This window comes from Neobacillus rhizosphaerae (genome assembly GCF_937468385.1).
GTDB lineage: Bacteria > Bacillota > Bacilli > Bacillales > Cytobacillaceae > Neobacillus > Neobacillus rhizosphaerae.
Genome location: NZ_CALBWS010000008.1, coordinates 47537 through 72447 on the forward strand (window position 1 = coordinate 47537; position 24911 = coordinate 72447).

21 protein-coding genes and 1 other annotated feature are annotated in these 24911 nt (G+C 37.2%); of the genes, 4 read left to right on the forward strand and 17 right to left on the reverse strand.

What is annotated here, in order from left to right:
* Positions 1-2 precede the first annotated feature (2 nt).
* Complete coding sequence (gene pdxR / locus M5A78_RS08565) at positions 3-1451, reverse strand: MocR-like pyridoxine biosynthesis transcription factor PdxR (protein WP_248734864.1); 1449 nt, start codon at positions 1449-1451, stop codon at positions 3-5.
* Between the two features lie 277 nt (positions 1452-1728).
* Positions 1729-1967: a binding site (T-box leader), on the forward strand.
* 234 nt (positions 1968-2201) lie between these two features.
* On the opposite strand from pdxR, the gene ileS reads away from it, so the two are divergent.
* Positions 2202-5297 (forward strand): isoleucine--tRNA ligase, encoded by a 3096-nt coding sequence (gene ileS / locus M5A78_RS08570; RefSeq protein WP_248734865.1) that lies wholly within the window; start codon positions 2202-2204, stop codon positions 5295-5297.
* A 907-nt stretch (positions 5298-6204) separates the two neighbouring features.
* Here ileS and M5A78_RS08575 read toward each other — a convergent pair.
* From M5A78_RS08575 to M5A78_RS08610, 8 genes are all read right to left on the reverse strand, one after another.
* Entirely contained in the window at positions 6205-7239 is a 1035-nt protein-coding gene (locus tag M5A78_RS08575) for an NAD(P)H-dependent amine dehydrogenase family protein (protein WP_248734866.1), read from the reverse strand.
* Between the two features lie 102 nt (positions 7240-7341).
* Positions 7342-8181, reverse strand: coding sequence for a MerR family transcriptional regulator (locus M5A78_RS08580; RefSeq protein WP_248734867.1), 840 nt, complete (start codon positions 8179-8181; stop codon positions 7342-7344).
* A gap of 78 nt (positions 8182-8259) precedes the next feature.
* Positions 8260-8730, reverse strand: coding sequence for a hypothetical protein (locus M5A78_RS08585; protein ID WP_248734868.1), 471 nt, complete (start codon positions 8728-8730; stop codon positions 8260-8262).
* A 533-nt stretch (positions 8731-9263) separates the two neighbouring features.
* Positions 9264-9650 carry an FxsA family protein gene (locus M5A78_RS08590; protein WP_248734869.1) on the reverse strand — a complete coding sequence of 129 codons (387 nt, stop codon included), beginning with the start codon at positions 9648-9650 and terminating at the stop codon, positions 9264-9266.
* Positions 9651-9967: 317 nt separating this feature from the next.
* Entirely contained in the window at positions 9968-11455 is a 1488-nt protein-coding gene (locus M5A78_RS08595; protein ID WP_248734870.1) for a PH domain-containing protein, read from the reverse strand.
* Positions 11452-11946: a PH domain-containing protein gene (locus tag M5A78_RS08600; RefSeq protein ID WP_248734871.1), complete on the reverse strand. Its 495-nt coding sequence runs from the start codon at positions 11944-11946 to the stop codon at positions 11452-11454. The genes M5A78_RS08595 and M5A78_RS08600 overlap by 4 nt, the downstream gene beginning before the upstream one ends.
* A 51-nt stretch (positions 11947-11997) precedes the next feature.
* The gene (locus tag M5A78_RS08605) at positions 11998-12903 is read right to left on the reverse strand and encodes an ABC transporter ATP-binding protein (protein ID WP_248734872.1); all 906 of its coding nucleotides are present in this window, start codon (positions 12901-12903) and stop codon (positions 11998-12000) included.
* Entirely contained in the window at positions 12903-13592 is a 690-nt protein-coding gene (locus M5A78_RS08610; protein WP_248734873.1) for a hypothetical protein, read from the reverse strand. Before M5A78_RS08610 ends, M5A78_RS08605 begins: the two co-directional genes overlap by 1 nt.
* A gap of 179 nt (positions 13593-13771) precedes the next feature.
* Here M5A78_RS08610 and M5A78_RS08615 point away from each other — a divergent pair, with 179 nt between their 5' ends.
* Positions 13772-14488: a response regulator transcription factor gene (locus tag M5A78_RS08615; protein ID WP_248734874.1), complete on the forward strand. Its 717-nt coding sequence runs from the start codon at positions 13772-13774 to the stop codon at positions 14486-14488.
* Positions 14475-16250 (forward strand): sensor histidine kinase, encoded by a 1776-nt coding sequence (locus M5A78_RS08620; protein ID WP_248734875.1) that lies wholly within the window; start codon positions 14475-14477, stop codon positions 16248-16250. The genes M5A78_RS08615 and M5A78_RS08620 overlap by 14 nt, the downstream gene beginning before the upstream one ends.
* Positions 16251-17364: 1114 nt before the next feature.
* On the opposite strand, the gene M5A78_RS08625 is transcribed toward M5A78_RS08620, so the two are convergent.
* From M5A78_RS08625 to M5A78_RS08635, 3 genes are all read right to left on the reverse strand, one after another.
* Positions 17365-18387, reverse strand: coding sequence for a DUF4179 domain-containing protein (locus M5A78_RS08625; RefSeq protein ID WP_248734876.1), 1023 nt, complete (start codon positions 18385-18387; stop codon positions 17365-17367).
* Complete coding sequence (locus M5A78_RS08630; protein WP_248734877.1) at positions 18380-18913, reverse strand: sigma-70 family RNA polymerase sigma factor; 534 nt, start codon at positions 18911-18913, stop codon at positions 18380-18382. Before M5A78_RS08630 ends, M5A78_RS08625 begins: the two co-directional genes overlap by 8 nt.
* Positions 18914-19259: 346 nt before the next feature.
* A complete protein-coding gene (locus tag M5A78_RS08635) occupies positions 19260-20135 on the reverse strand; it encodes an alkaline phosphatase family protein (protein ID WP_248734878.1) in 876 nt (291 codons plus the stop codon).
* 224 nt (positions 20136-20359) lie between these two features.
* On the opposite strand from M5A78_RS08635, the gene M5A78_RS08640 reads away from it, so the two are divergent.
* Positions 20360-21604 carry an aminopeptidase gene (locus M5A78_RS08640; RefSeq protein WP_248734879.1) on the forward strand — a complete coding sequence of 415 codons (1245 nt, stop codon included), beginning with the start codon at positions 20360-20362 and terminating at the stop codon, positions 21602-21604.
* A gap of 298 nt (positions 21605-21902) precedes the next feature.
* On the opposite strand, the gene M5A78_RS08645 is transcribed toward M5A78_RS08640, so the two are convergent.
* From M5A78_RS08645 to M5A78_RS24885, 5 genes are all read right to left on the reverse strand, one after another.
* On the reverse strand, positions 21903-22754 hold the full coding sequence (locus tag M5A78_RS08645) for an alpha/beta fold hydrolase (RefSeq protein WP_248734880.1): 852 nt from the start codon (positions 22752-22754) through the stop codon (positions 21903-21905).
* 346 nt (positions 22755-23100) lie between these two features.
* On the reverse strand, positions 23101-23439 hold the full coding sequence (locus M5A78_RS08650; protein WP_248734881.1) for a DUF3147 family protein: 339 nt from the start codon (positions 23437-23439) through the stop codon (positions 23101-23103).
* On the reverse strand, positions 23423-23848 hold the full coding sequence (locus M5A78_RS08655; RefSeq protein WP_248734882.1) for a MarR family winged helix-turn-helix transcriptional regulator: 426 nt from the start codon (positions 23846-23848) through the stop codon (positions 23423-23425). The genes M5A78_RS08650 and M5A78_RS08655 overlap by 17 nt, the downstream gene beginning before the upstream one ends.
* Before the next feature lie 204 nt (positions 23849-24052).
* A complete protein-coding gene (locus M5A78_RS08660; protein WP_248734883.1) occupies positions 24053-24574 on the reverse strand; it encodes a DinB family protein in 522 nt (173 codons plus the stop codon).
* A 48-nt stretch (positions 24575-24622) separates the two neighbouring features.
* Positions 24623-24832 (reverse strand): GNAT family N-acetyltransferase, encoded by a 210-nt coding sequence (locus tag M5A78_RS24885; RefSeq protein WP_406603682.1) that lies wholly within the window; start codon positions 24830-24832, stop codon positions 24623-24625.
* Positions 24833-24911 lie beyond the last annotated feature (79 nt).

Below are 24911 nucleotides of genomic sequence, written 5' to 3' on the forward strand. Positions count from 1 at the left end.
TCTTAGCCTCCAAAATCAATTCTTAATGTGTCACCTATGATGTTAATTCCCTGAGTAATCTCTCTTTCCTTCAGCCTTGAAAATCCTAACCGTAATGTGTCCTTTCCACTACCATCCGTGTAAAAAACATCACCTGGCGAAAAAACAACACCCTTTTGATAGCATTTTTCTAAAAGAATTCGTGAATCGATATTATTTTCTAGTTGTAAAAAAAGATGAAGTCCGCCGTCACCTGTCATTCGTTTATAAGGAATGGCTTGTTGGCAAGTATGAACAGCTAATTCATATTTTTTCTTATAAACTGATTTAGCTTTTCTTAGATATTTCTCAAAGCAGCCGTCATTTAAATATTGGAATAACACTGCTTGATCTAAGGTAGACGTATGAATAGTACGAGCTCTTTTCATACTTTCCAAGTAATAAATCAAATCCTTATCTGCTAAAATCCACCCAACTCGTAAGCCGGGAAAAAGAATTTTAGAGAAACTACTAATATAAATTACATTGTTGCCGCTTCCTGCAAAGGCAGCCAACGGTGCCAGATGTGATCCTGAATACCGTAATTCTTCATTAAATCCATCTTCAACGATAGGGAGTTGATAGGCAGAAAAAAGCTCCATAATCTCCTTCCTTTTCTCCGAGGACGTAACGATTCCAGTTGGATTATGATAAGACGGGATTAAGTAGGCAAAATCATATTCCTTTTTTGATAAAAACGATTCAAGCTTAGAAATATCGATACCGTCATCATCCATCTCAATTCCATCAATATCAAAGCCATGTAATCGAAACAGCTTTAACGCCGTATGATGGGTTGGATTTTCACAAATAATACGTCCGTTCTTTTTATGAATAGATGATAATAGGAGATCTAAACCTTCCGTGAATCCATTGGTAATCAAAATATCTTTATTTCTGATGTCTATACCCTTAATTTCCATATAATGAAGCAAGTATTCGATTAGTGGTTTATAGCCTTTGGCATAACCATAGTTAAGAACGATGTTTCCTTCAATGGCCATCCGATTTAAGAAGGCTCTTTTAAAATTTTCTACATCAAAAAGCTTTTCATCGGGGGCGATACTATTAAAGGAGATCATATCATGATTCCAGCGTACTCCATGCTTCATTAGGTCCAATTCATCTGCTAAATACGTCTGATCATTGATTTTTTCTTTCCAATTCAATTGGATCGATGCGGATTTCAAGGTCTCCACATGACTGACAAAATTTCCTTTTCCTTTTACAGCGTAGATAAGACCTTCCTGTTCCAAATCGGCATAAGCTGTTAGAACGGTATTTCGGCTTATCGATAGTAACGAGCTGAGTTCACGAGTGGATGGAAGCTTTTGATTCTCAAGCAAGTGCCCGCTTGTAATCATTCTTTTCAAATATTCCTTCAGTTGAATATAGACAGGACGGCCTTCTTTAAGCTTAAAATCGTTAAACACTGCTTTTATCCCCTTTCTAACATTTTTACACGTTTGGAATGATTCCAAAAGGTCCACACTATATGTAATTTCACGCTCTCGTGGTTGGGTCCCGTAAACAATAATATTCTTTTGGATAATGAAAAATCAAAAATATTAATATTGATGGAAAGATAAATTTGTAAAGAAGTATTGATCCTATTTTGTTTTTACACAACCGGGGCCAATGACACTAATTCTTTAATAATACTTTGACAATTATTTATATGTTTGTTACAATACATCCCAATAAAAGCATACAAATTCGTTGATGAGAAAAAGTAGTGTTTCGTCTTGATCCACAGAGAGCTGACATTTTTGGTGCAAGTCAGTGTTCGAGTGTTACGTGAAAATCCTCTCTGAGAAGTTAGGCTGAAACTTGTAGTAAGTCTAACCGGGCGTCTACCGTTAAAAGGAACACGTATGATTGTACGTTGCTAAGTGCTATTGATCGATCAATAGAATTAGGGTGGTATCGCGGTTAACCCCGTCCCTTTACATGGGACGGGGTTTTTTGGTGTGGAAAAGGGGCGGAGCGCCGCAATACGAATCAAGATATCCAATTATAGTGAAAAATATTCATTTTGCTCCTCGAATGAAGTGAAGCTCAGCTCTTCTCATACCGCCTTTATTAGCGGGGATAGTTCTCTGAATAATTTTCCATAGTAAATGGTGGCTTGGAACGCCATGAATCTTTTATTTTTTAACCATTTTTGAAAAGGAGCGATATCGATGAATGCGAATGAAAAGAAGGAATCCGTTGTCCAGCGTGAGGAGAATATCCGTCATTATTGGACAGAAGAAAATACGTTTAAGCAATCTGTTCAATTAAGAGAAGGTAAAACCCCTTTTGTTTTTTATGAAGGACCACCAACTGCAAATGGTCTCCCCCATGTAGGCCATGCCTTTGGGCGAACGATTAAAGATGTGGTAGCTCGGTACAAAACCATGCAAGGCTACCAAGTGGAAAGAAAGGCTGGATGGGATACACATGGTCTTCCAGTTGAACTTGGTGTTGAAAAACAACTTGGTATTTCAGGGAAACAAGAAATTGAACGATATGGTATAGAGTCTTTTATCAACAAATGTAAGGAGAGTGTATTCACCTACGAGAAGAAGTGGCGTTCATTTACCGAAGAATTAGCTTATTGGGTAGACATGGACAGTCCATATATGACCTTAAGTAATGAATACATCGAAACAGTATGGAATATTTTAAGCAAAGTCCACAAAGATGGCCTATTGTATAAAGGTCATCGTGTCTCGCCATACTGCCCTAGCTGTCAAACTTCTTTAAGTTCGCACGAAGTGGCACAAGGCTATAAAGATGTAAAAGATTTATCGGCTACCGTAAAATTTAAACGACTTGATGCGGACGAAGAATATTTCTTAGGTTGGACAACAACACCATGGACATTGCCGGCAAATGTTGCCCTCGCGATGAATCCAACCTTAACTTATGTTCGTGCCCTAAAAGAAAATGTGGTTTATATTGTTGCTAAATCATTAGTAGAAAAAGTCCTTGGGGAACATGTCACTGTGTTAAGTGAACATAGCGGTAAGGAATTTGCAGGAGTACAGTACGCCGCACCATTCCATTATGTCCCTGTTGAAAAAGGACATCATGTCGTATTAGCAGATTATGTTACCGAAGATAGTGGAACAGGTATTGTTCACATTGCCCCAGCTTACGGTGAAGATGACTATAAAACCGTGCAGCAAAATGATTTATCGTTTATTAATGTTGTTGATCAACAAGGACGATACACAGCTGACGTTGTCGAGCTTGCCGGGAGATTTGTCAAGGACTGTGACGTAGATATTATTAAAATGCTATCCGAGCAAGGTACACTTTTTCATAAGGAAAAATATGAGCACAGCTACCCTCATTGCTGGAGATGTGACTCTCCATTACTTTACTACGCAACAGATAGCTGGTTTATCAGGATGTCAGCATTAAAGGAGAAAATGCTTGCGAACAATGCAACTGTTACTTGGTATCCAGATCATATTAAAGATGGACGCTTTGGTAACTTCCTTGAGAATCTCGTTGATTGGAATATAAGTAGAAATCGCTACTGGGGTACACCGTTAAATGTATGGCAATGTTCTGATTGTCAGCATGAAGAAGCACCTGGCAGTATCGAGGAACTACAAAAACTTGCGACAACGTCGGTGTCTAACGATATCGAGTTGCATAAGCCATATATTGACGAAGTACAGTGTACCTGCCCGAAATGTAATGGTGTCATGCAACGAACGCCGGAAGTCATTGATGTTTGGTTTGATAGTGGCTCGATGCCATTTGCACAGTACCACTATCCATTTGGAGATAAAGAAAAATTTAAATCACAATTCCCTGCAGATGTCGTCATCGAAGGAATTGACCAAACGAGAGGGTTTTTCTATAGTCTACTCGCTGTTTCCACCTTATTCACAGGAAAGGCACCCTATAAAAACGTTTTATCACTTGGACATGTACTAGATGAACATGGTCAAAAAATGTCTAAGAGCAAAGGAAATGCTTTAGATCCTGTTGAACTCATAGAAGAATACGGTGCAGATGCACTACGCTGGAGCTTCTTAGTCGATAGCTCACCGTGGAATCCGAAACGTTTTTCGAAAAAGATTGTCCAAGATGCAAAATCAAAAGTGGTGGATACGCTAGATAATACGTATAAGTTTTATGCGATGTACGCAAAAATTGATGGCTTTGTGTATGATAGCCTGCAAACAGGTAAGAGAACCGTCTTAGATAAGTGGATACTTTCACGCCTGCATAGTACAGTCAAACTCGTTGAGGGCTGTATGGATCGCTATCAATTCACGCAAGCAACGCGCGAGATTGCAGTATTAGTGGATGAATTAAGCAATTGGTATGTACGACGATCAAGAAATCGATTTTGGGCTTCCGGACTTTCAGAAGATAAACGAGCCGCTTATTCAACGCTATTTGAAACACTTACCACAATCAGTCGTTTGTTGGCTCCATTTGTGCCTTATGTCGCCGAAGATATCCATTTGAAGCTTCATCAAGATAGTGTTCATTTACAGGACTACCCAAAAGCTGACGATTCTTTGATTCATCTTGATTTAGAGGCAGACATGCAAACGATCCTAAAAATAGTGGAGCTTGGTCGTAGCATTCGCAATGCCACAAACATGAAGGTTAAGCAGCCTTTACAGCAAATGATTGTATGGCGTAGTGAAGGAAAACAACTTTTACACACCTATATAGACATTATAAAAGACGAACTAAATGTGAAAGAAGTTGTTTTTACAGAAGATTTATCACAGTATGAAGCGACTGTCTTTAAATTAAATTTTAAAACGGCAGGTGCGGCATTTGGCAAGATGGTAAATTCCGTTAAAGATTATGTCAATCAAATGCCAGATCATGAGAAGAAGTCATTATTGAATGATGGTCAGCTAGAAATAGATGTTAAGGGACAAACGGTAACATTACTGAAAGAGCATATCAATGTCGAATATGTTGTTTCCACTGGCTTCGAGATGGCGGGCGACCTGCAGTTAAAGGTAATGTTAGATATAAAACTCACACCTCAATTAGTGGAGGAAGGTCAAGTTAGAGAATTAATCAGAGCGATTCAAGATACTCGAAAAAAACTAGATTTACCCGTGGAGATGTATATATCGCTCGATATTTCAGCACCGGAAGAGAGTAAAGAAATCATTGAACGCTTTGAGGGATTAATTAAAGAAAACGTGCTTGTTCACGACATTAGCTTTGACATGCTAAACGATTCAGAACAGCACATTGAAGTAAAAATTGGCGATGAGATAGTGAAGGTCTCATTTAGATATTAGGTTGTGTAATAAAAAGGTTGTTTTCGTAAACATTGCTGTTCATTCTTACCTATTTTGCCTGAATCCTTAGATTGTGCTGAAGATTTTATTAATATTTTTATTTATTCCGGGATTTTAAGATAAAAATCTACCTTTTTTAATAAAATCCCTTGCCATGAGCAACTTATCAGCGAGTTTTAATTGTTTATCAGCGAATTCGTCACTTTTATCAGCGATTCTGAAGGTTTTATCAGCGATTCTGAAGGTTTTATCAGCGAATCTAAAAGTAAGTGTTCGTTCGATCCTAAATCTCAGGTAAAAGCAACAATCGTTTAGAAAAGAGTTTATAAAAAAAGGCACTGCAAACAGTTATTTGAAAACTGTCCGCAGTGCTTTTTTACTTTAGGTACAAACAGACATACCAACACTTCCAGCATTTTAATTAAACGTTTGGTTAGTTTTTGCATGCCTGACGTTCCATTGACCCCAGGAATTTAATCAAACGTTTGGTTAGTTTTTCCATACCAGTCATACCAAGGCTTCCAGCGTTTTAATTAAACGTTTGGTTAGTTTTTCCATACCAGTCATACCAAGGCTTCCAGCGTTTTAATTAAACGTTTGGTTAGTTTTTTGGGGCGGTTCTTATGCCTCTTAAAGTGGGAACAAAAAGATTGAAATCCCATAGGCCAGGGACCGCGACTTCATTCTTCTCGGGCAATCAAAAATTTTGCGATTAGACCTTTCTCATAAGATAGAACAAAGGCACAACTAGCTAAAAATCCACTAGTTGTGCCTTTTTGCGCGCAAAACTTCCGATTGTCCCCTATAAGAACCATCTATTTTAAGGCAGCGCGAAGATTTGAGGTAAAAAATGAAGGCTGTCCTCAAAAATCGATTTTCATCGACTTTTGGGACAGCCCCTATATTCTTATTTATTCAAATAAAAATGAAGTGGATATGTGCGATAGCTTGCTGTCGGCATTTTTTCAGTTGTGTAGAAGCCTGGAGCAGCTTTAATTAAATCAGGGATCCGGTTAACAACTGTTGCACATGTTAATTCTACCGTTGCCGGATTAGAGATTTTCACTAATGTTTCCGGCTCGCCTTGAATCACCCAATCATTACAATCCTTCTCACCTTCAGCATACACCTTACCGATACATTCACTTACAATTACCGGCCCTTGATGAGTTACAGTCGTTACCACAGCTGACATTCCTGTCGCATGACCAGCAGGAATTGTTTTCCCTAATGTTTCTGAATATAAATCTGTATCATGTGTCATTGGCACCAATTTCTGATCCTGAGATTTAATGGTCCAGCCAAATTGTGAGCATAACCATTCATTTGAATTTCTCATAAAGGATGGGAGATCATTATTGCTAGCAATTTTTTCGTCAAACTCTGCTAATGATAAGCCTGCTCCATGCACCTCGGCGAGAGCAATTCCGTAATGTTCGACATTATAGCTAGATTTACCCTCGATGCGAACAATATTATGTGTAGCACCAGCTAAAGTTGTGATTAAGTTGCCCCAGAAAACATCCTGATAGCCAGATCCTGTTAACGTACAATTATGCTCTTTGGCTAATCGGTCTAAACGATTCGTAATTTCAGGAGAAGTTGTCCATGGATAAAAGGCTTCTTCGCAAGTAGTAATGGCATTTACTCCATGACGAGCAGCTAATTCAAAAGCATCTAGCGTGTCTGTCATTAAACTTTTCGTCATAATGATACATACATCTGCATCCGTTTCATTGAATACTTGCTCAGCATCACTTCTAACAGGGATTTTTAGCTTAACACCTAATCCAGCTACCTCACCAATATCCTTACCAATAAGAGCCGGATTTGCATCAATAGCTCCAACAATTTCTGCACCCTTTTCATACAGATAACGCAAGCTAACCATACCCATTTTTCCACAACCATATTGAATAACACGAACTTTTTCTAGCATCATTAATCCCTCCATTGTTTGCTCGGTATTTCACATGTTAATATGCATTTATAGAATTCTATAGTTATATCGTAAACCCTATTGTAACAATAGGGTCAAGAGTTGTTAGAGATTTTTTTTTACGGGAATTTGCAACTTCATAATCATATGGCGTTCAGCATGTGTCCACTCAGGCAGTTCAATTATAACCTCACAAATATAATCTCCTGCAATTTCTAGTTTGTGCTCCTCTATATAATCGATTAATTTAAATGCATAATCCCTCTCATTCGAAAATTGATCGCAATAAATCGTTACGTATTCTTGAGCGGGAAGAATCTCAATCCCTTGTATTTCGGAAAAATGAGCATCAACAAGCATAAAAATTTCTGTAGATGTAAGCTTCCTCTGCTTAATCATTTCCATACGTGTAATGGAGCCAACATTGCAAAAATACGAAGTTGGAAACTGATGAATAAGTGCCTGATTCCTTAACTCTCTTAAAATATATTCATAGGTTTCTAGATGGTCGTTATAAATATTTTTTTTACCGTCATAGCAATATATTTTTCTTTCAGGAAGAACATTTCGCTCAATTATGCCCATATTTTGAATTTGCATATATGTTTTATAGTTTTTAGATGCTACCTCTAGCGTTCTTTTCATTTGCGTCAGATCATTCATCTTTTGATCGATCAAATGAATTTGTTCATCTAGTAGCTTAGAAATAGACTTAGCATCCTCTTTGGTAAAAAACTCCAAGATTTCTTGCAGTGTAAAACCCATATACTTTAGATACTTTATAAAATCAAGACTTGCGCACTGCTTAATACTGTAATATCGATAGTTTGTTATTGGATCAGTGTAGCTTGGTGATAGAAGCCCAATTTTATCATAATGATGTAAGGTTTGAACCGAAACATTATTCAGTTTCGCCATTTTCCCAATTGAAATCTTTTCTAGCATATTTAGGACCTCTTTTTATTGTTTTTAAATAATTCTGCAAAAGGAATCTGCCCATACCAATCACAAGTTGAGGATTTTTTAATGAATTCCCATTTCAGTGGTTAAGCCCTCCACCGTTACTGAGATTTTTCCTGATTTGTATTTCTTTAAAGCTTTCTCATCATACGGTAAAACCACTGTTTTCCAAAATGAAGCGTTTTTTGATAACCGTATCCACTCATCTTGGATGCAAGTATGATCGGAGTCTTCCACTTTCTTTTCTCCATAATACTGGGAAAATTGCAATATTGGCTTACACTTTTTTGAACTCAAATCAAGATCTTCGTTTGATTTATTTGTAACTGTTGCTTTCACCTGGACAACCTTTCCTTTGAATGTTTGGATTGGAGTTGAAACAAACAGGGTTACATTCAGCACGTCATTTTCATTTGAAGTAGATCCCCCGCTTGGTTCTGAAAGGGGGTAAAATTTTTCATATTCCTTATTTGCTAATATCCCTACCCCAATGCCTATTAAAAAAATAATAAAAATAAAGATTGCCTTTTTCATATTTCTCTCCTTTGTTAATTTTTGGCTTTTATAGCATATATTTTACATAACTTATACTTATTAAGGAATACTATGAAATTTTCCTCATGAAAAAAATATCATTAAATAAATCGGTATAATAAAAAAGTAATGAAGAAATGAACATAAAAAATTGTAATATACCCTGCCAACTTTTATGTGCACGGCACGGAACGGGAGACTGACATGAAATTTGCACTCCTAATAAATCAATCTCTGATTGTCCCTGTCTTATAATAAATAATTCCAACTCTAATCCTCCGAATACCTACAATTAAGTTACTTTTTTCTAGCCCTCATTACGAGGTATATAACAGGGATTGCTATCAAAATAAGAATCGTTAAATATTTCGTTAAAATATCCATCCAATGCAACGTGGCATTGTGGGCAAAAATAGTTTTAGCCACTTGGTTAACTGACAAAAATTTTGCATGCTAATCGAGTACAAGCCTTTTATGAGTACTGACTATATATAAAAAAACGTCAACTCCCCAAAAAGAAGATTGACGTTTTTTTACTTGATTATTTTTATATTGCCTCTTTGAATCTTTTTTCGAATAGAATTAATCATAAGGAATTTAAATAGTCGTCTAGTTGGGGGGAAAAGCATTAAAAAGCCGCTAATGTCTGTAATGAAACCCGGGGTTAGCAAAAGTATTCCGCCAATTAATATACAAATGCCATCTAATACAGCCTCACCCGGAATTTGACCATTTCTTAGCTGCTCCTGGGCCTTTCGAATCGTTTGCAAGCCTTCTCTTTTCGCTAAATACGCTCCAATTACGCCAGTTAAAATAATGAGGAGTATTGTTGGCCAAACTCCAATTGTTTTTCCGGAAAAGAGGAGTAAACCTATTTCTGCTGCAGGAATAGCAATAATCAAGATAATTAAATAACGCATAGAGGGATCTCCTTCTAATCAGTTTGATTTCATTATACAGGTATGACTATTCAATTGAAAATTCCTTGATTATTGGTTTGGCGACTTTTGTATTAAAATTCTTATTCCTATTATTTTTCAATAATTTGATTCAACTCATCAAGATTATGGATGTAATAGGTTGGAATAAGTTCAGGGTCATTTCATTAAAGAGGTCAGTCCCCCGCTACTTTAATGCAACGGAGGACTGACTCAAAAAATCGAAATTCCCTATTAATCAATCAATTAGTTAACACATTTACGTTTATGCCATTGGTGGTCATAATGGTAAAACACTTTTATTCAATTTCAATTTCCTTTCTGCGTCCCATATACCACTTGTAAAACGAGACAGCAAAATCCACTGGCACATCCACAATCTCATTATGCTGTATCGGTTTGGCTCGATTAATCGTCTCTATTGAGGCAAGGCCTAACCACTTTTGAAAAATATTCCGGGTTACTTTTACTTCAATTACTTTATCTCGTTTGGAAACGAATAAAGATGTAGTCAAGCTACCCTTTTTGAATTGAATAAAACGGTCATTCAAAATGTATTGGGTATGTAAGAAATCTAACCATCTTGCTGCAACAACCACCATTAACAGAGCAGCCGATATGATCCACCATGCTTGCTCTATTCCTAGAACAGCTGGCTTAAAATAAAACAGAGCAGCTGATGATATCATCCATATCCAACTTGGGCTAAACACGCGGAACCATAATGATTTTTTAGGAAGCCGATTCATCTTTTGTGTAACTTCATACGCCGGTAAAATTTCCGATATCATATCATAGGCACGCCCGTCCGGAAGGAAAGGATAGAGTGAATTAATTTCAAGTTTCTCTTCCCCTAAACTTAAGCTACCAGCACTAGTCAGCTTCACTTCAGCAAAGCCAAGCAATCTTTTCAGAATGGACTGTTTTATTTCAATTGCTTGCACTTTTTCTTTTGCTATGGAAAAGGCCGTTTCATCAAGGACGCCTTTTGTAATGTAAATGCGGTCTTGATCAGAGGAAATTTCATACTTACCATATTTTAAAAATGTCCGCGCGATTCCGAAACCAACAGAAGCCATGATGAGAACAATTACGATGGTTGTAACAATCCACCAAGAACCGATGATAGAGAAAAAGATCCCCTTTGTTTGTTCCACCACATGAAAGATGTCATCCACTTTGGAATAAAAAGAAAGCAATAAAGGAATAAAAAGGAGAAAGCTTAAAGAAGTAAAGCTGGCCTTTAAGATGTCCTTTTTCATTGGCTTAAAATGAATGACTCTGTTTGAATCTACTTTTTCCACAGCCATTTCCAAAAGGGACAGATTCATAGCCTCTTCGTGTACAGCACTTGCTATAAATTCTTCCATTCGCTCTGCTTCTTTTTTGGAAACTACTTCGTATTTAACAGCGGCATCTTCACCTGTCATTCCTGTTTCAAAGCTGATGGAAGTCACATTAAACATCCGATGAAATAGAGAGGTATGACGGTTAACATTTTGAATTTTTGAAAATGGAATAGTCCGCTCCGATTTGCATAAAATTCCTTTGTAAAGATAAAAGCACCGATCGTCGAGCCCATATTTATGGGTGACCCATTTTAAAATAATGTAAATAAACGATACTCCACAAACAATAAAAAAAAGGAGCCTGCCATATGTAATGAAGAGTGATTGTGAACCTGCCTTTATTATAAATAAAAAAATGAAAATAAAAAAAATGTTCTTTAGTAGCTGCCATAGATCAAAAAGCATGAGAAGTGGGTGGTACCGTTTTACTTTTGTCATGACTCCACTTCCTTGATTTTTGCATAATGAGCAATTTGGTTCCTTAACTCAATGGCAATCTCTTTCGGCAGGGCAGGTATAGTGTGGGAGGAGCCCATCGTTTCAATGGAAACAGAGCAGAGGCCATATTTTCTGAGCAACGGCCCTTGTTTGGTTGCTACTGATTGTATTTTGGTCATTGGGACAAGTTGATGCCTTTCATTTATTACACCTGATTTCAATTGTAAAAACTCTTCATCGACATCATAACGCCAGTTTTTATAAAGTAAAAACGGATTAATCCATGACCAGACTGCTCCTAACACAGCGATTGGGATCAGCCCCTTTATAATCCAGCCAATCCATTCTTTCCATGAAAAACGAAAGTCTAGATAGAGTAAAATACCAAGGATGAGGAATCCAATTACATTCATAATCGTTTCATTTATAATCCATACCTTCACCGCATCCTTAGATAATCGTTTTTGAGGTCCTTTCATTTGAGGATACATAAAAAACTCCTTCTGTATTTCGATGACGTACTGTTTAGTTAGACATCGAAGTTATTCATCTAGAAATATGTCTTCAAGCGATGGCTCTTCCACTTCAACACGAAGGACATCTGCCCTACACTGCTGAATAGCTCGAATTATTTCAGCAATTTTTTTCTCATCTTTTACAGTGATGGTTACATAGGGATCATTCATTTCTAGATCTGTTCCTGCTGACTCGAGCCACTGATGTAAGTTCAACTGTTCCGAGTTCGGTACTGGAGAATGCTTGATCTTAACCTTGATGGTCGACCGATATAATGCTCTAAGTTCATCCATTGTGCCGCTATTGACTATCCGTCCTTCTTTCATAATCGCAATTCGGGTACACAGCTTCTCTACTTCAGCCAGATTATGGGATGTCATGAATATGGTCTTCCCTCTTTTTTGCAGCCCGCGGATCAGCGTATGGATTTGAATCGCAGATTCTGCATCTAAACCGGAAGTGGGTTCATCAAGGAAAAGGAGCTCAGGATCATGGATAATGGCTAGTGCAATCCCTAATTTCTTTTTCATTCCAAATGAAAATTTAGCCACTTTTTTTCGAGCATGTGATTCCAGGCCCACTAGCTTTAGTACTTCCAAGCACCATTCCATTCCGGCCGGCTGTCCTGACAAAGCTGAAAGATATTTTAAATGCTCTATTGCGGTTAAAGAGCCATATAAAGTGGAGTAATCAGGCATTACCCCAACTCGTTTCTTTACTTGATCATTGGGACCTTTTACACCTAACAGTGAGTATGTACCAAAGCTTGGTTGAATTATGCCGGTTAACATGTTAATAAAAGTAGATTTACCAGCTCCGTTACGACCTAAGAATCCAAAGATTTCTCCTTTTTCTACGAAAAGATCAATTCCTTTTACGATTGGCACTGATCCATACGATTTCTTCAGCTGTTTTGTTTCGATGGCAATCATCAGCATTCCCTCCTTTTAAAAATGAAATTGGCGAAAAAGAGCATGATACCTGATAATATAAAAATCACTAAAAAAGTAAAGTCTTCTCTGTCCAAATAATAAAAGGGGGTAAAAAACTTCGTCCAGCTTACCCAAACATTCGATGTAAGCACAACCCAAAATCCTAAAATCGGAAAAGTCAATCCAAACACAATTCCCAAAAACATGGTAAACCCTGGCTTAGGGATTAGGACAGAAAGCAAGATAGTAAAGGAAATTTGTAAGGTTACTAAACTTATAGTCTGAGAAAAAATGAAAAGATCGAACTTCTGTGCAAAAATACTGATAAGCAAGAAGGAGACCGTCAAACAAATAAACCAAAACATCCAAATACCAAAAAACTTCCCTAGTAAAATGGAGGTTCTTGACGTTCTTGTTACTAAAAATCGCATCGTGCGTTCGTGTGTCTCTTGGTTAATTGTATCATGGGAAAGTCCTGCTATAAATAATTGGCCTAGGAGGAACAACAATCCTAAAAGACCAACCGTGTGAATATTTTCAGCTTCCTTTGCTGAAAGCTCGATCCCCGTCGCTAATATATTAGCAAACTTGGCTGAATAATAGGAGGTTAACAATAAAATCGCAATGACTATACATGATTTAACCCCTTTGAATAAGCTCATAAATTCCCTTTTACCGATTACATACATATTTGAATTCCCCTTTCCACATTCATTCTGCTATTAATCCCTTTTATCTATTTACCATTATTATAGTTTTCCTTCCTTAAGCCACTCAAAAATCCACCTTAATTTTTCCTTAATTCCTAGATTTTTGACAACTGAGTGATATGATAATCTATAGATTGAAATAGGATAGGAGTTTCTTTATGCACGAGCCACAACTATTAATTGTCGATGATGAGAAAGCCATTTTACATATGTTAACAACGATTCTAAAAAAAGAAGCATTTAGCTTTATTGATACGGCAGGTACAGCTGAGGAGGCTCTTGCCTTATGTCAAACCAAACGATATGACTTAATCCTTTTGGATGTGATGCTTCCAAACCGTAGCGGTTTTGAAATTTGCCCTCTCATTAGGGAAACGACCGATGCCCCTATATTCTTTCTGACAGCTCGGTCAACAGATTTAGATAAACTTTCGGGCTTTGCATTAGGCGCAGATGATTATATCACAAAACCCTTCAATCCCCTTGAAGTCGTAGCAAGGATCAAAGCCCATTTACGTCGTCACACTGGAAAAATCACAAATACGTCTAAAACGTTTTACCAATTTGAACCCCTCCATGTAAACACACTCTCTGGGGAAGTGACCGTAAAAGGAAGGACAGTAGAATTACCAGCACAGGTCTATCAGCTCCTTCTTTTCTTCTGTAAACATCCAAATCAGCTATTTAGTAAAAACCAGCTTTATGAAAAAGTGTGGGGCGAAGAATTTCTAGGTGAGGATAATACCGTTATGGTCCATATTAGAAAGCTTCGGGAAAAAATCGAGGACAATCCTAGTAAGCCACGTCATATTATTACCGTAAGAGGGCTTGGCTATAAATTTGTACCTGATGGTGGCAGCCATGAACATCCATAAACGTTTTATAGTTCAATTTTTTATCCAGTTAATCCTTGTTTTCATCCTATTTTTCTTTCTATTAATCTTCATTTGGGGAATCATTGGCTTTTCGATTATGAATAATGAGGTTACCCAGGATCTATCCAAGGCAGATGACTCCTTTTTTTCTCATAGGATTACGATACATAGAAATAAAGCAACATTCGATGATGAATTAAAACAGCTGGCGGCGAACCAAAACGGCTGGCTCCTTGTCCTAACTCAAAAAGGGAAGGTCATCGGGTCTTACCATGCTCCTGAAAAAGTTCCTGCCCATTTTACACAAAGTGAACTGGCCTCTTTACTGCTGCAAGATAGCTCTGCTTCTGTGGAATACACGCATTGGCTGTTAAAAGAAACATATCCCAAGCCGTACTTGATTTTATTCGGAAGACAAAATGCGGAGACTAGATTATTAAACGAAATGGAATCAGATATTGATTGGAAAAATCATCAACTTCATCTTTCTGCTGTCACTGTTCAACAGTTAAATAAAGAAAATGGCTGGGCTCAATTGATTAATTCAACTGGAAAGGTAGTAGATCAATACGGTACACATAAGGAACCCATTACGTACTCAATTCAGGAACTTCACAGCTTATCAAAGAAAAATCAAGACTCAATTGCCGTCTACTATGATGCAAAGTCAGAACAAACAATCATTGTTGGCCTACATGATTTAAGTTCAACCCCTAATCTTGAAGTAAGCTTGTTTAAAACAATGAGTAAAGGTTTCGTCGTCATTCCTGTTGCATTATTTCTGCTATTGTTGATAGGTACATTTTGGTATGCACGTAAATTCGGGGTTCCACTGATTACGATGATGAAATGGATTCAAAATCTTGGCAGTGGTTTATTTGAGCAGCCGCATGATCTCCATCAACGCCCAATGATGTTAAATAAAAAGGGAAAACTAAAAAGGAAGTATCGTTTGTACAAGGATCTTATTGCAACCCTTTCACAATTAACTGAGATACTAAAACAAAACGAAGTACAACGGCGAAAAATGAAACAAACCCGTGAAGAATGGATTAGTGGTCTTTCCCATGACTTAAAAACGCCGCTTTCCTCCATTTCCGGTTATGCGCAAATGCTTGAATCCGAAAATTATTCCTGGACAGAGGCTGAGACAAGGGAATTCGCCGGAATCATAACGGAAAAATCAACCTATATGATGGACTTACTAGAGGACTTAACCTTAACTTATCGCTTAAAAAATCAAGCTTTACCAATGGCAAAAGAACAGGTAGATATGAATGAATTTATCCGGCGAACGATCATCCATTTCATCAATAATCCGACTAATACTGAGAAGAAATTCATCTTCCATCCGCATAATGGAACTATTTTCGCGCCGATTGATCCCAAATGGTTTCAAAGGATAATTGATAACCTGCTAACGAATGCCATTAAATATAATCCTTCTGGTACGGTGATTACGGTATCAATTTCATCTATTGAACAACATCTTATGATGATTACCATTGAAGATGATGGCATTGGCATGGACAATGAAACGCTCAATAAACTCTTCCATCGCTACTATCGGGGTACAAATACAAGCGACTCCGGCAGTGGAACTGGACTCGGAATGGCCATCACTAAACAATTAGTACATCTACACGGAGGATCCATTAATGTCAAAAGCGCGCTTCAAAAAGGCACAACCGTTCGAATTATCCTTCCCCTATTAATAGAGGAAAATAATAGAGGATTCGTATCAAAGTCAGATATTCAATAAAAGAGTTTAAGGGTCAGTCCCCCGTCGCTTTAAAGCATTGGGAGACTGACCCTTAATTTTGGTAGTTGAGTATCAAAATGATATTATTTTACTAAAATAGACTTTACCTTTTAATCCCCGGGGTCATACCAAGGCTTCCAGCTATTTAATCAATCGTTTGGTTAGTTTTCGAACCAGATACCTCTTTGGAACCAGAATTTAATCAAACGTTTGTTTAGTTTTAGCAAACCAGACATACCAAGGCTTCCAACGATTTAATCAAACGTTTGGTTAGTTTTTCAAACCATATATACCCAGGATCCCAGTGATTTAATCAATCGTTTAATTAGTTTTGGAATTCCAGACACTTCATAGGCTCTATAAAATTTAATCAATCGTTTGATTAGTTTTGCCATGCCAATCATACCAACGCTTCCAGCGTTTTAATCAAACGTTTGATTAGTTTTTCAAACCATATATACCAAGGATCCCAGTGATTTAATCAATCGTTTAATTAGTTTTGGAATTCCAGACACTTCATAGGCTCTATAAAATTTAATCAATCGTTTGATTAGTTTTGCCATGCCAGTCATACCAAGGCTTCCAACGTTTTAATCAAACGTTTGGTTAGTTTTGGCAAACCAGACATTTCAAAGGATTCAAAGATTTAATCAATCGTTTGTTTAGTTTTTCCATGCCAGTCATACCAACGCTTCCAGCGTTTTAATCAAACGTTTGATTAGTTTTTTGGACTGGTTTGTTACTTGTTTACGTCCTGATAATTTTTCGTGACCTTTACAGCATGTTCCTTAAGTTTTTCTAATATCCTGTTTTGGTTTTCTATCAATCGATCGTTAAAAGGAATTAGAATAGCAAAATCACCGAAATAAAGGACTTAAAAAAACAGGGACTTAGTATTCCGGAAATTAAAGAAAAACTAACTAAAAAAGGTTAGGATATTTGAAAAGGTGTCAGTCCCCCGCCGCTTTAATGCAATGAAGGACTGACACCGAAATTTAATTAATTCGTATAAGAAAGATAATAGGAAACATTTTCTGTGTTACTTCAATACTGAAGTTCTCCACACCATGCTCTCAACCATTTGCTCAAATATGAAAACTGATTCTAATTACCTTTATTTCTTTTTATCCAAAGGAACGACAAGTTCTAATTCCTTTATTTCTTCATTAAACCCTTCATTGTTTATATCTGCTGGCTTGAGTGTGAGTGATTCTGGTATCGTATCCATTGGAGGCAATGTCAGAACCATATGGTGGCCGTATTTTCCAGCCATGCCTGTTTGCAGTTTTAGTCGATCATATACGCGGCCATGATTATCAACTACAGAGAATTCAAACCATTTCCATGTATCGTTTTCGTCCAATTCAGTGGGGTAATCGACCGTTACGTCTATTCTTGTTGAAAGAGGTGTAAATGTTACTTTGTCAGCTGTTAACGTATAAACTCCGTTACCCTTTTCAGTTTTCACACCGGGATAGAACTCGTGCATATCACCCTTTACTTTTTCAAGTGGGAAGTCCACCTTCCATTTACCTTTATGTCCAAACAAATCTTCCCCATGGACAGCTATCTCAATTTTGTCGCCGTATTCATCGTAATTAGCAAGCGTGAATTGGTGATGCTCAATAATCGTTTTTGAGTTAATGGAATCCTGTCCAGTAGAACCAATCGCTGATTTGAATGGTTTTCCATTAATCGTTACATAATTAAAGCCCGTATTTCCTTCCTTGAGTGAAAGCTCTTTTTCTCCTGAATACTCCACCGTTACGATTAACCGGCCGCCATCATAAGCGGCTTCTTTCACTGTCATTGTTAAGCCGTTATGACTATCCTGTTTTTCAATCACTGTCGCAAGTTTGTCCCGCTCTATTTTATCAGATGCAATATCACTAAACTCTGCATAAATCGGCCCGATGAATGGTATATTTGATAGCGCTGCCGCCATACCCGATGAAACAAATCCAGAGCCTAATAATGTAATACATAAACCGCAGGCAATTAGTATCGAGTGCTTCGTTGTTCTGCCAACCTTTCGTCTATTCCTGGCTTGGGAGATAGCTGCCTTCTCTCTCGCTATTAACTTCTCTAGAGGTACATCTATGTTATCGATCGATTGATTAAAGTTTTCCTTATTCATAAATATAGCCCTCCTTTAAAATCGGCCTCAACTCTTTTTGCACTCGATGTAAGTGTGATTTGACTGTTCCTTCCGGGTAATTCATAATGGCCGCAATTTCCTTAATGGAAAAATCGTGATAATACCTCAATAAAATAATTGTCTTGTATTTGGGATCCAAAAATTTAAAGGCCTCAGATAAATCCATTGAATGGGCTATGTAATCAACGCTTTCTTTAGAAATTAATTCAGCAAATATCTCCTCATTATCTGTTGAAAAATGCCTCGATTCTTTTCGAATAAAATCAATACACTTTGAAACAAGAATCCTTGTTATCCAGCTTTGAAAACTCTCAGGTTTTTTTATTTTTTTTAGTGAAATGTAGGCTTTGTAAATCGTTTCTTGATAAATATCAAGAGCATCTTGTTCATTTCTAACGTATGAATAGGCAGTCCTATACAATTTAGAGCGAACAGAACTAATCAATTGTTCAAATGCTTCATCATTACCCTTCTTCGCCTTTTCTACTAATTTTGCTATTTCCATTGTTGCATTTCCCCTCCTTTTCATCATTAAGTCGAATGAGAAAGTGGAAACGTTGCATAATAATGAACTAAAAAATTATTTATCTATCTAAAGAACCATTGCTATCAACCCGCGGTTCACTTTCCATTTCATCGATGTACATTTTATCCTAACACAACTCCTTTTTAGAATATTTACCATTTCATTGTATTAATTCGTTTGAGAGCTCGTATAGAACGATTATCTATTCATATAGAATTAATTTTACCAGTAATCATTGCCATTGCCGGCCGTAGATTCTCTGGATTACGAACTCTACAGATATCTAAATGCAAAAAAGTGCTTCTTTTAAAAGCACTTTTTTGTGTTATTTCCATATTTTCATAATGGGTTCGACCGTCTTACTTTCCCCGGCATGCGCTAAACTGTAAAGATCCTCGATGGTTCTTAAAAGATGATAGTGATTTAACTTTTCATCGAATTGGCCTGTCTTTACCATTGGTCCGACAAAAAAGGTCGCGATTTTGTTGTCTTGTGAATAATCGTCCTCGTCCCAGGTCACAATCAATAAACTGTTATGATTTTTCGCCCATTGGACATAAGGATTGATCTTTTCCTTCAGCCAATCGTCTGCTTCCTTTATCGTTCCATCATGCATGTCATTCAGAAGATTCGGTATAACAAATGAAACCGTCGGCAGTTTGGTAAAATCCTTTGGAAAGTTAGTCAATGACTGATTTACTTCTTTCGGTACATTGGTGAAGTTTACCCAAGGGTTATGCTTACGGGCATAACCTCCCGGACCAGTTGATGCCCCATTATAGCCAGTAGAAGGCTGATCTTCGGAATAGCCAACAAATGAATAATTTTTAGCAATCAGCTCACTGGCCAAATTATCTGTAGAAAATTTCGTTTTTGGAACTTTATCATTTGTAACACCTTGGTTTGACCCCGAGAACAAGTCCAAATAGTTAGGCTGACTTGGGTGTTCAATAGCATGGAAGTTCGTTAAATTTGCTCCCTGCTTCATTAGTGAGTTGATATAGGGAGCAGACGGATTCCCTTCAATCGCTTTTTGAGATCGATTTTCTTCGACAACAATAACGATATGATCAATTTTTGGAAGCTTTCCTGTTACCGGGATAGTCTTTTCAGCTGGAGCCTGATTCTTAGGCTGACTTGGCGTACAAGCACTTACAATAATGACGACTAATAAAAGGAGAAATCCCCACTTTCTGAACAAATCAATGCCTTCTTTCTTTTCAATTCTTTATCTTATTATTAGCAAAAGAATATTAAAAAGACCAGTATCTCTGGAAAAAAAAGGGACACTCCCCACCACGTGAGCCACGCTCTGCAACAATTTCCGCTCGATTCCTTACAGCGTTTTGCCACACCTACCTGCAGAAATTTATGTATAACTGTGCTAGTATGGTTGATAGGAATAAACTATTGGGGGTAAAGAAAATGGTCCTAGCAAATTTTGATGAAAACCTACAAAAATATGCAAAACTTTTAGTAGCCAAAGGAATTAATGTTCAACCTGGTGATTGGGTAAAAATGACCATTACCGTTGATCAATCTCCTTTAGCCCGTTTAGTCACAAAAGAGGCTTATACGTTAGGTGCTGAAAAGGTCATCGTCAAATGGTCCGACGATGAAATTAGTAAACAACATTACTTACATCAACCTGTCGAAGTGTTGACCAACATTCCTGAATACGAAATTCAAGAATCCGAAGACCATGTATTAAATCATCGCGTAAGTCGTCTTTCTATTGTATCAAGTGATCCAGGCTTATTGAATGAAGTCGATCCTGCTAAAATTGCTGCCTATCAAAAAGTTGCTGGAAAGGCGTTCCATGCCCAACGTATTGCAACGCAAAATGATGATTTGAAATGGACCGTTGCCGCTGCAGCTGGCGCTGGTTGGGCTGCACAAGTGTTCCCTGACATGAAAACTTCCGAAGAACAAGTCGATGCCTTATGGGATCAAATCTTTAAAACTTGTCGTGTCTATTCGGATGACCCAATTGCTGCCTGGGATGAACATAAAAAAACGTTGAATGAAAAAGCAGCGAAATTAAATGAAATCCAATTTGATGCTTTGCACTACACAGCACCTGGTACGGATTTAACTTTAGGCTTACCAAAAAACCATATTTGGGCAAGTGCAGAAAGTAGTAATCCAAAAGGGGAAGAATTTATTGCCAACATGCCTACAGAAGAAGTCTACACAGCACCTGATACACATCGCATGGAAGGTGTTGTACGCAGCACAAAACCACTAAGCTATGCTGGTACATTAATTGAAGGCATTGAAGTGCACTTTAAAGATGGAAAAATTGTAGATATTTCTGCTGAAAAAGGGAATGAAACCATTAAGAAATTGGTTTTTGACAACGAAGGCGGAACTGGCTTGGGTGAAGTTGCTCTTGTTCCAGACCCTTCTCCCATTTCTCAATCTGGCATTACCTTCTTTACGACTCTATTTGATGAGAATGCATCCAATCACTTAGCAATCGGTGCAGCTTACCCTACTACGATTCAAGGTGGTACGAAAATGAGTCAAGAAGAATTATTAGAACATGGTATGAATACTTCCATTGTTCACGTTGACTTCATGATTGGTTCTAACAAGATGGATATTGACGGCATCAAACAAGATGGCACCATTGTTCCTATCTTCCGTAATGGAGACTGGGCATTTTAGATCTTAACGACAATCGATGGATTCCAAAAGTCCCGATAAAAGAGCCAGTTTCCTGCTGCTTTAAAGCTGCTGGAAACTGGCTCTTTCTTTACTCTGCAAGTTGCATAGAAAAAACCAATGCACTATTTTCACAGAAAAAATGGCATTTAATTAAGCAATTAAAATCTGTACCAGCGACGATTACGATTTTCGTTTTCTAAACAACATGATTAACCTAACAAAAGGGAAAATCCATCAACATAAAAAACACTAAGAAAAATCTACTTAGTGTTTTTTCGTTGAATCATAGATGAAATCTTTATTTGCCTTCACAAATCCAGTTGATTAGTTCTCTATCAAAGGATTGAGGTTCTTCGAACATCGGATTATGCCCACTATGTTCAAAAATCACTTTTTTCACGTTTTTATTCGTGTCATCAATAGCATCCCAAAGTGAAACAGGCGCTACCAAATAATCATATCTTCCTAAACCAATAAATACTGGTTTATTGAAAGTGTTCAGGGAATGTATAAGATTTAGTTCTCCGAACGCCTCTCCCCACAGGTAATCGATGATTGGCATATTCGTATATACACCTTCCCACATGTAAGCTGCATCAAATGTATAGTCATAAAAACTTTGCGCTCCCATACGAATACACATGTGGACAAATCGCCGCTCAGGGTCTTTCTGGATGTCACTTTCTAATAGAGCAATATCCTTTTCAAACTGCCTCTTTCTTTCTGGGCCTGCAGTCTCATTAAAAAATGCAAAGCTTTGATGCTGCCTAATCTGGCTATTTGTATGTGCTGAATTTAACAAGACAACTTTTTGGACATGTTCAGGATATTTTCTTGCATATTCCAAAGCCATGAAAGCGTGTCCTGAGTGCCCCAATATAATAAAATCTGTTAAGCAAAGAGTTTGCCTTGCTATTTCTATGTCATCTAACACTTTGCCCAATGTATAATCTTCTGACTCCAGAACCCGGGGCGGCTTCACAAATCCTCTATGATCAAGGAAAATAAGCTGGAATGTTTCATATAAATCTTCGGAGAATAGGTGAGGATAATACACACTGCTGCCTACCACCAATATGGGTCTTCCAGTTCCCTTTACACAATAATTCAGTTTAAATCCATCACTGCTTATACTTTGATATTTGTTCATTGTCATAGTCCTCTTTTCTTTTTTAATGAGAAGAGCTACTAATAAAGTAAAAGCTCTCCTTTACAACACTTCCTTTCTTCCTCTTAATTCCCAAACATTCTCCATAGAGCGTTCTAACACTTTACATCACCTCTAGCACATTTTTTCCTCTAACTAAGGATACTTTAGCATAAAACAAACTGACAGACAAAGCTCCAAATGTGTGGACCCGTGTTTGTCAGTCAAGCAAAAACATATGTCCAAAACTATAATGAAGGTGCTTCTCGCGGTTGAAGTTAACCACGCGGATTAACCGAAATAACGAAAAGCCGAAGTCGAGTTTTCTAATCAATTATTTTAGTTTCATTTAAACAAAAAGTTTTACGATCATGGATTGAGCAAATAAAAATATAAGCCATCCTCCCATCCCTAAACCTAACGAAACAAAAAGATGTAGAGAATTATGTAGAGATATTCCAATAATCACCAACATAACCACTGTTGCAGGAATTCCCCACACCACGCCTAATGCAAATTTACTTAATGTTTCCATCTGCTCCCCTTGCACATAAAGCCATATAATACTCAAAATGCTAACGATAGGTAATGCTGCAATTATTCCACCTTGAGTAGGAAATCTACGTGCTACTTCTGTAATTATCCCAATAATAATGGCCGATACGATAACTTTAATTATTGTGTACATCTTCTGCTCTCTCTTTCAATAATGTAAATGCGTCTAAAATGGATTGCCTCTCTTCATCAGTCATTTTTTCAAAAAGAAGATGTTCAAGCTTTTCTTCATCAAGACTAGAATGGCGGTGCAAAACACTAGTACCCTCGTCAGTTAGTTTAAGAATTACTTTTCGCTCATCAACTTTACTGCGAGTTTTAAATACGTACTCTTTTTCTAATAGTCGTTTGACATGTTCTGAGGCTGTGTTATGCGACACTTGAATTTCTTGAGCAATGTCTTTTATCCCAACTTCATTCTCTTTTTGAATGACCTGCATAATCCTTATGCTTTGGTGAGTAATCTTTTCTTTATGGTTATAACGTAATTGATAGTAAATATCCGTCCATAATTGGTTTATCTGAGCAATTTCTTTTACCATCTAACATTCCCCTTTTATCGTAAAATAAGATTATATCTTATAATACGATACAAAATGGAAATAAAACAACTTTTTTTGTAGCTTTGGAATAACGTTTAATAAAAAATATCATGAGGAGTTTTATATTTCGCAAAATAAAAAGAATCCATTATAAACAAGGTTTGATTAAAATGGATTCCTGACTTATATGCTATTTTATCGCTTTTATAATAAATTTTGGTACTCCCTAAGTAATTGAAAAATTTGACCTCTATGATGTGATTCATGTTCAATCAAATGGTATACAACCCACTCAGGTGTGACGTCATAATGTTCAAGTACCCTCGGTTTACGCCAATCCGTTAGGTCCATTGAACGAAAGTGGGATAGAAATACTTCACGCACCTTATTAAGTCGGTAAAAATGTTCTTCTAAACTTTGGCCCTCAAAGTGCGTCATTGAACCGTCTTCAGAACGGTCTTCTAACGGAAACAACGAGCGTATTTCGGGATCCCATTCAGCACCAAGGACTTCTACATATAACCAATCCGCCTCAACCAATGCAATGTGATATAACAGTGAGCCAATCGTTTGTCTTTCATCCATTTTTGTGTCGATTACACTTTGGCTGATTCCAGTTATTTCTGTAATAAGAGTACGGCGAACATCTTCTAAACACCATAGCCATCTGCCAATTTCTTGTTCATATTCTGGTAATGCAGATACCAGTAAGGATCTTCTCTCCAACGAGACCATCCTCCTCTTATTAAATTGATTTTACCATCATTATATTCGTCATTTCATAGCCCAACTTTTCATATAATCCACATGCAATTTTGTTTTGATCAAAAACAAGAAATGCATATTCTTCATTCCTAATTCTTTAGCAATAATTTCAATTTCGTTCATTGCTTTCTTACCATAACCCAGCCCATGATATTGCTCAAAACCTATAAAATCATAAATAAAACCTTCATCATTATTTATAGGAGATTTCTGTGCAATCTAAATCATTCCAACTATAAACACCTTCTCCTCTATAGGAAAGAGCCTAATTGTTGAAAATCCTACATGATAATTTAAG

Coding starts and splice junctions, on each gene's coding strand:
- ileS (WP_248734865.1), top strand. CDS start 2,202: ATGAATGCGAATGAAAAGAAGGAATCCGTTGTCCAGCGTGAGGAGAAT.
- M5A78_RS08575 (WP_248734866.1), bottom strand. CDS start 7,239: ATGATGCTAGAAAAAGTTCGTGTTATTCAATATGGTTGTGGAAAAATG.
- M5A78_RS08580 (WP_248734867.1), bottom strand. CDS start 8,181: ATGCTAGAAAAGATTTCAATTGGGAAAATGGCGAAACTGAATAATGTT.
- M5A78_RS08585 (WP_248734868.1), bottom strand. CDS start 8,730: ATGAAAAAGGCAATCTTTATTTTTATTATTTTTTTAATAGGCATTGGG.
- M5A78_RS08590 (WP_248734869.1), bottom strand. CDS start 9,650: ATGCGTTATTTAATTATCTTGATTATTGCTATTCCTGCAGCAGAAATA.
- M5A78_RS08595 (WP_248734870.1), bottom strand. CDS start 11,455: ATGACAAAAGTAAAACGGTACCACCCACTTCTCATGCTTTTTGATCTA.
- M5A78_RS08600 (WP_248734871.1), bottom strand. CDS start 11,946: ATGTATCCTCAAATGAAAGGACCTCAAAAACGATTATCTAAGGATGCG.
- M5A78_RS08605 (WP_248734872.1), bottom strand. CDS start 12,903: ATGATTGCCATCGAAACAAAACAGCTGAAGAAATCGTATGGATCAGTG.
- M5A78_RS08610 (WP_248734873.1), bottom strand. CDS start 13,592: ATGTATGTAATCGGTAAAAGGGAATTTATGAGCTTATTCAAAGGGGTT.
- M5A78_RS08615 (WP_248734874.1), top strand. CDS start 13,772: ATGCACGAGCCACAACTATTAATTGTCGATGATGAGAAAGCCATTTTA.
- M5A78_RS08620 (WP_248734875.1), top strand. CDS start 14,475: ATGAACATCCATAAACGTTTTATAGTTCAATTTTTTATCCAGTTAATC.
- M5A78_RS08625 (WP_248734876.1), bottom strand. CDS start 18,387: ATGAATAAGGAAAACTTTAATCAATCGATCGATAACATAGATGTACCT.
- M5A78_RS08630 (WP_248734877.1), bottom strand. CDS start 18,913: ATGGAAATAGCAAAATTAGTAGAAAAGGCGAAGAAGGGTAATGATGAA.
- M5A78_RS08640 (WP_248734879.1), top strand. CDS start 20,360: ATGGTCCTAGCAAATTTTGATGAAAACCTACAAAAATATGCAAAACTT.
- M5A78_RS08645 (WP_248734880.1), bottom strand. CDS start 22,754: ATGAACAAATATCAAAGTATAAGCAGTGATGGATTTAAACTGAATTAT.
- M5A78_RS08650 (WP_248734881.1), bottom strand. CDS start 23,439: ATGTACACAATAATTAAAGTTATCGTATCGGCCATTATTATTGGGATA.
- M5A78_RS08655 (WP_248734882.1), bottom strand. CDS start 23,848: ATGGTAAAAGAAATTGCTCAGATAAACCAATTATGGACGGATATTTAC.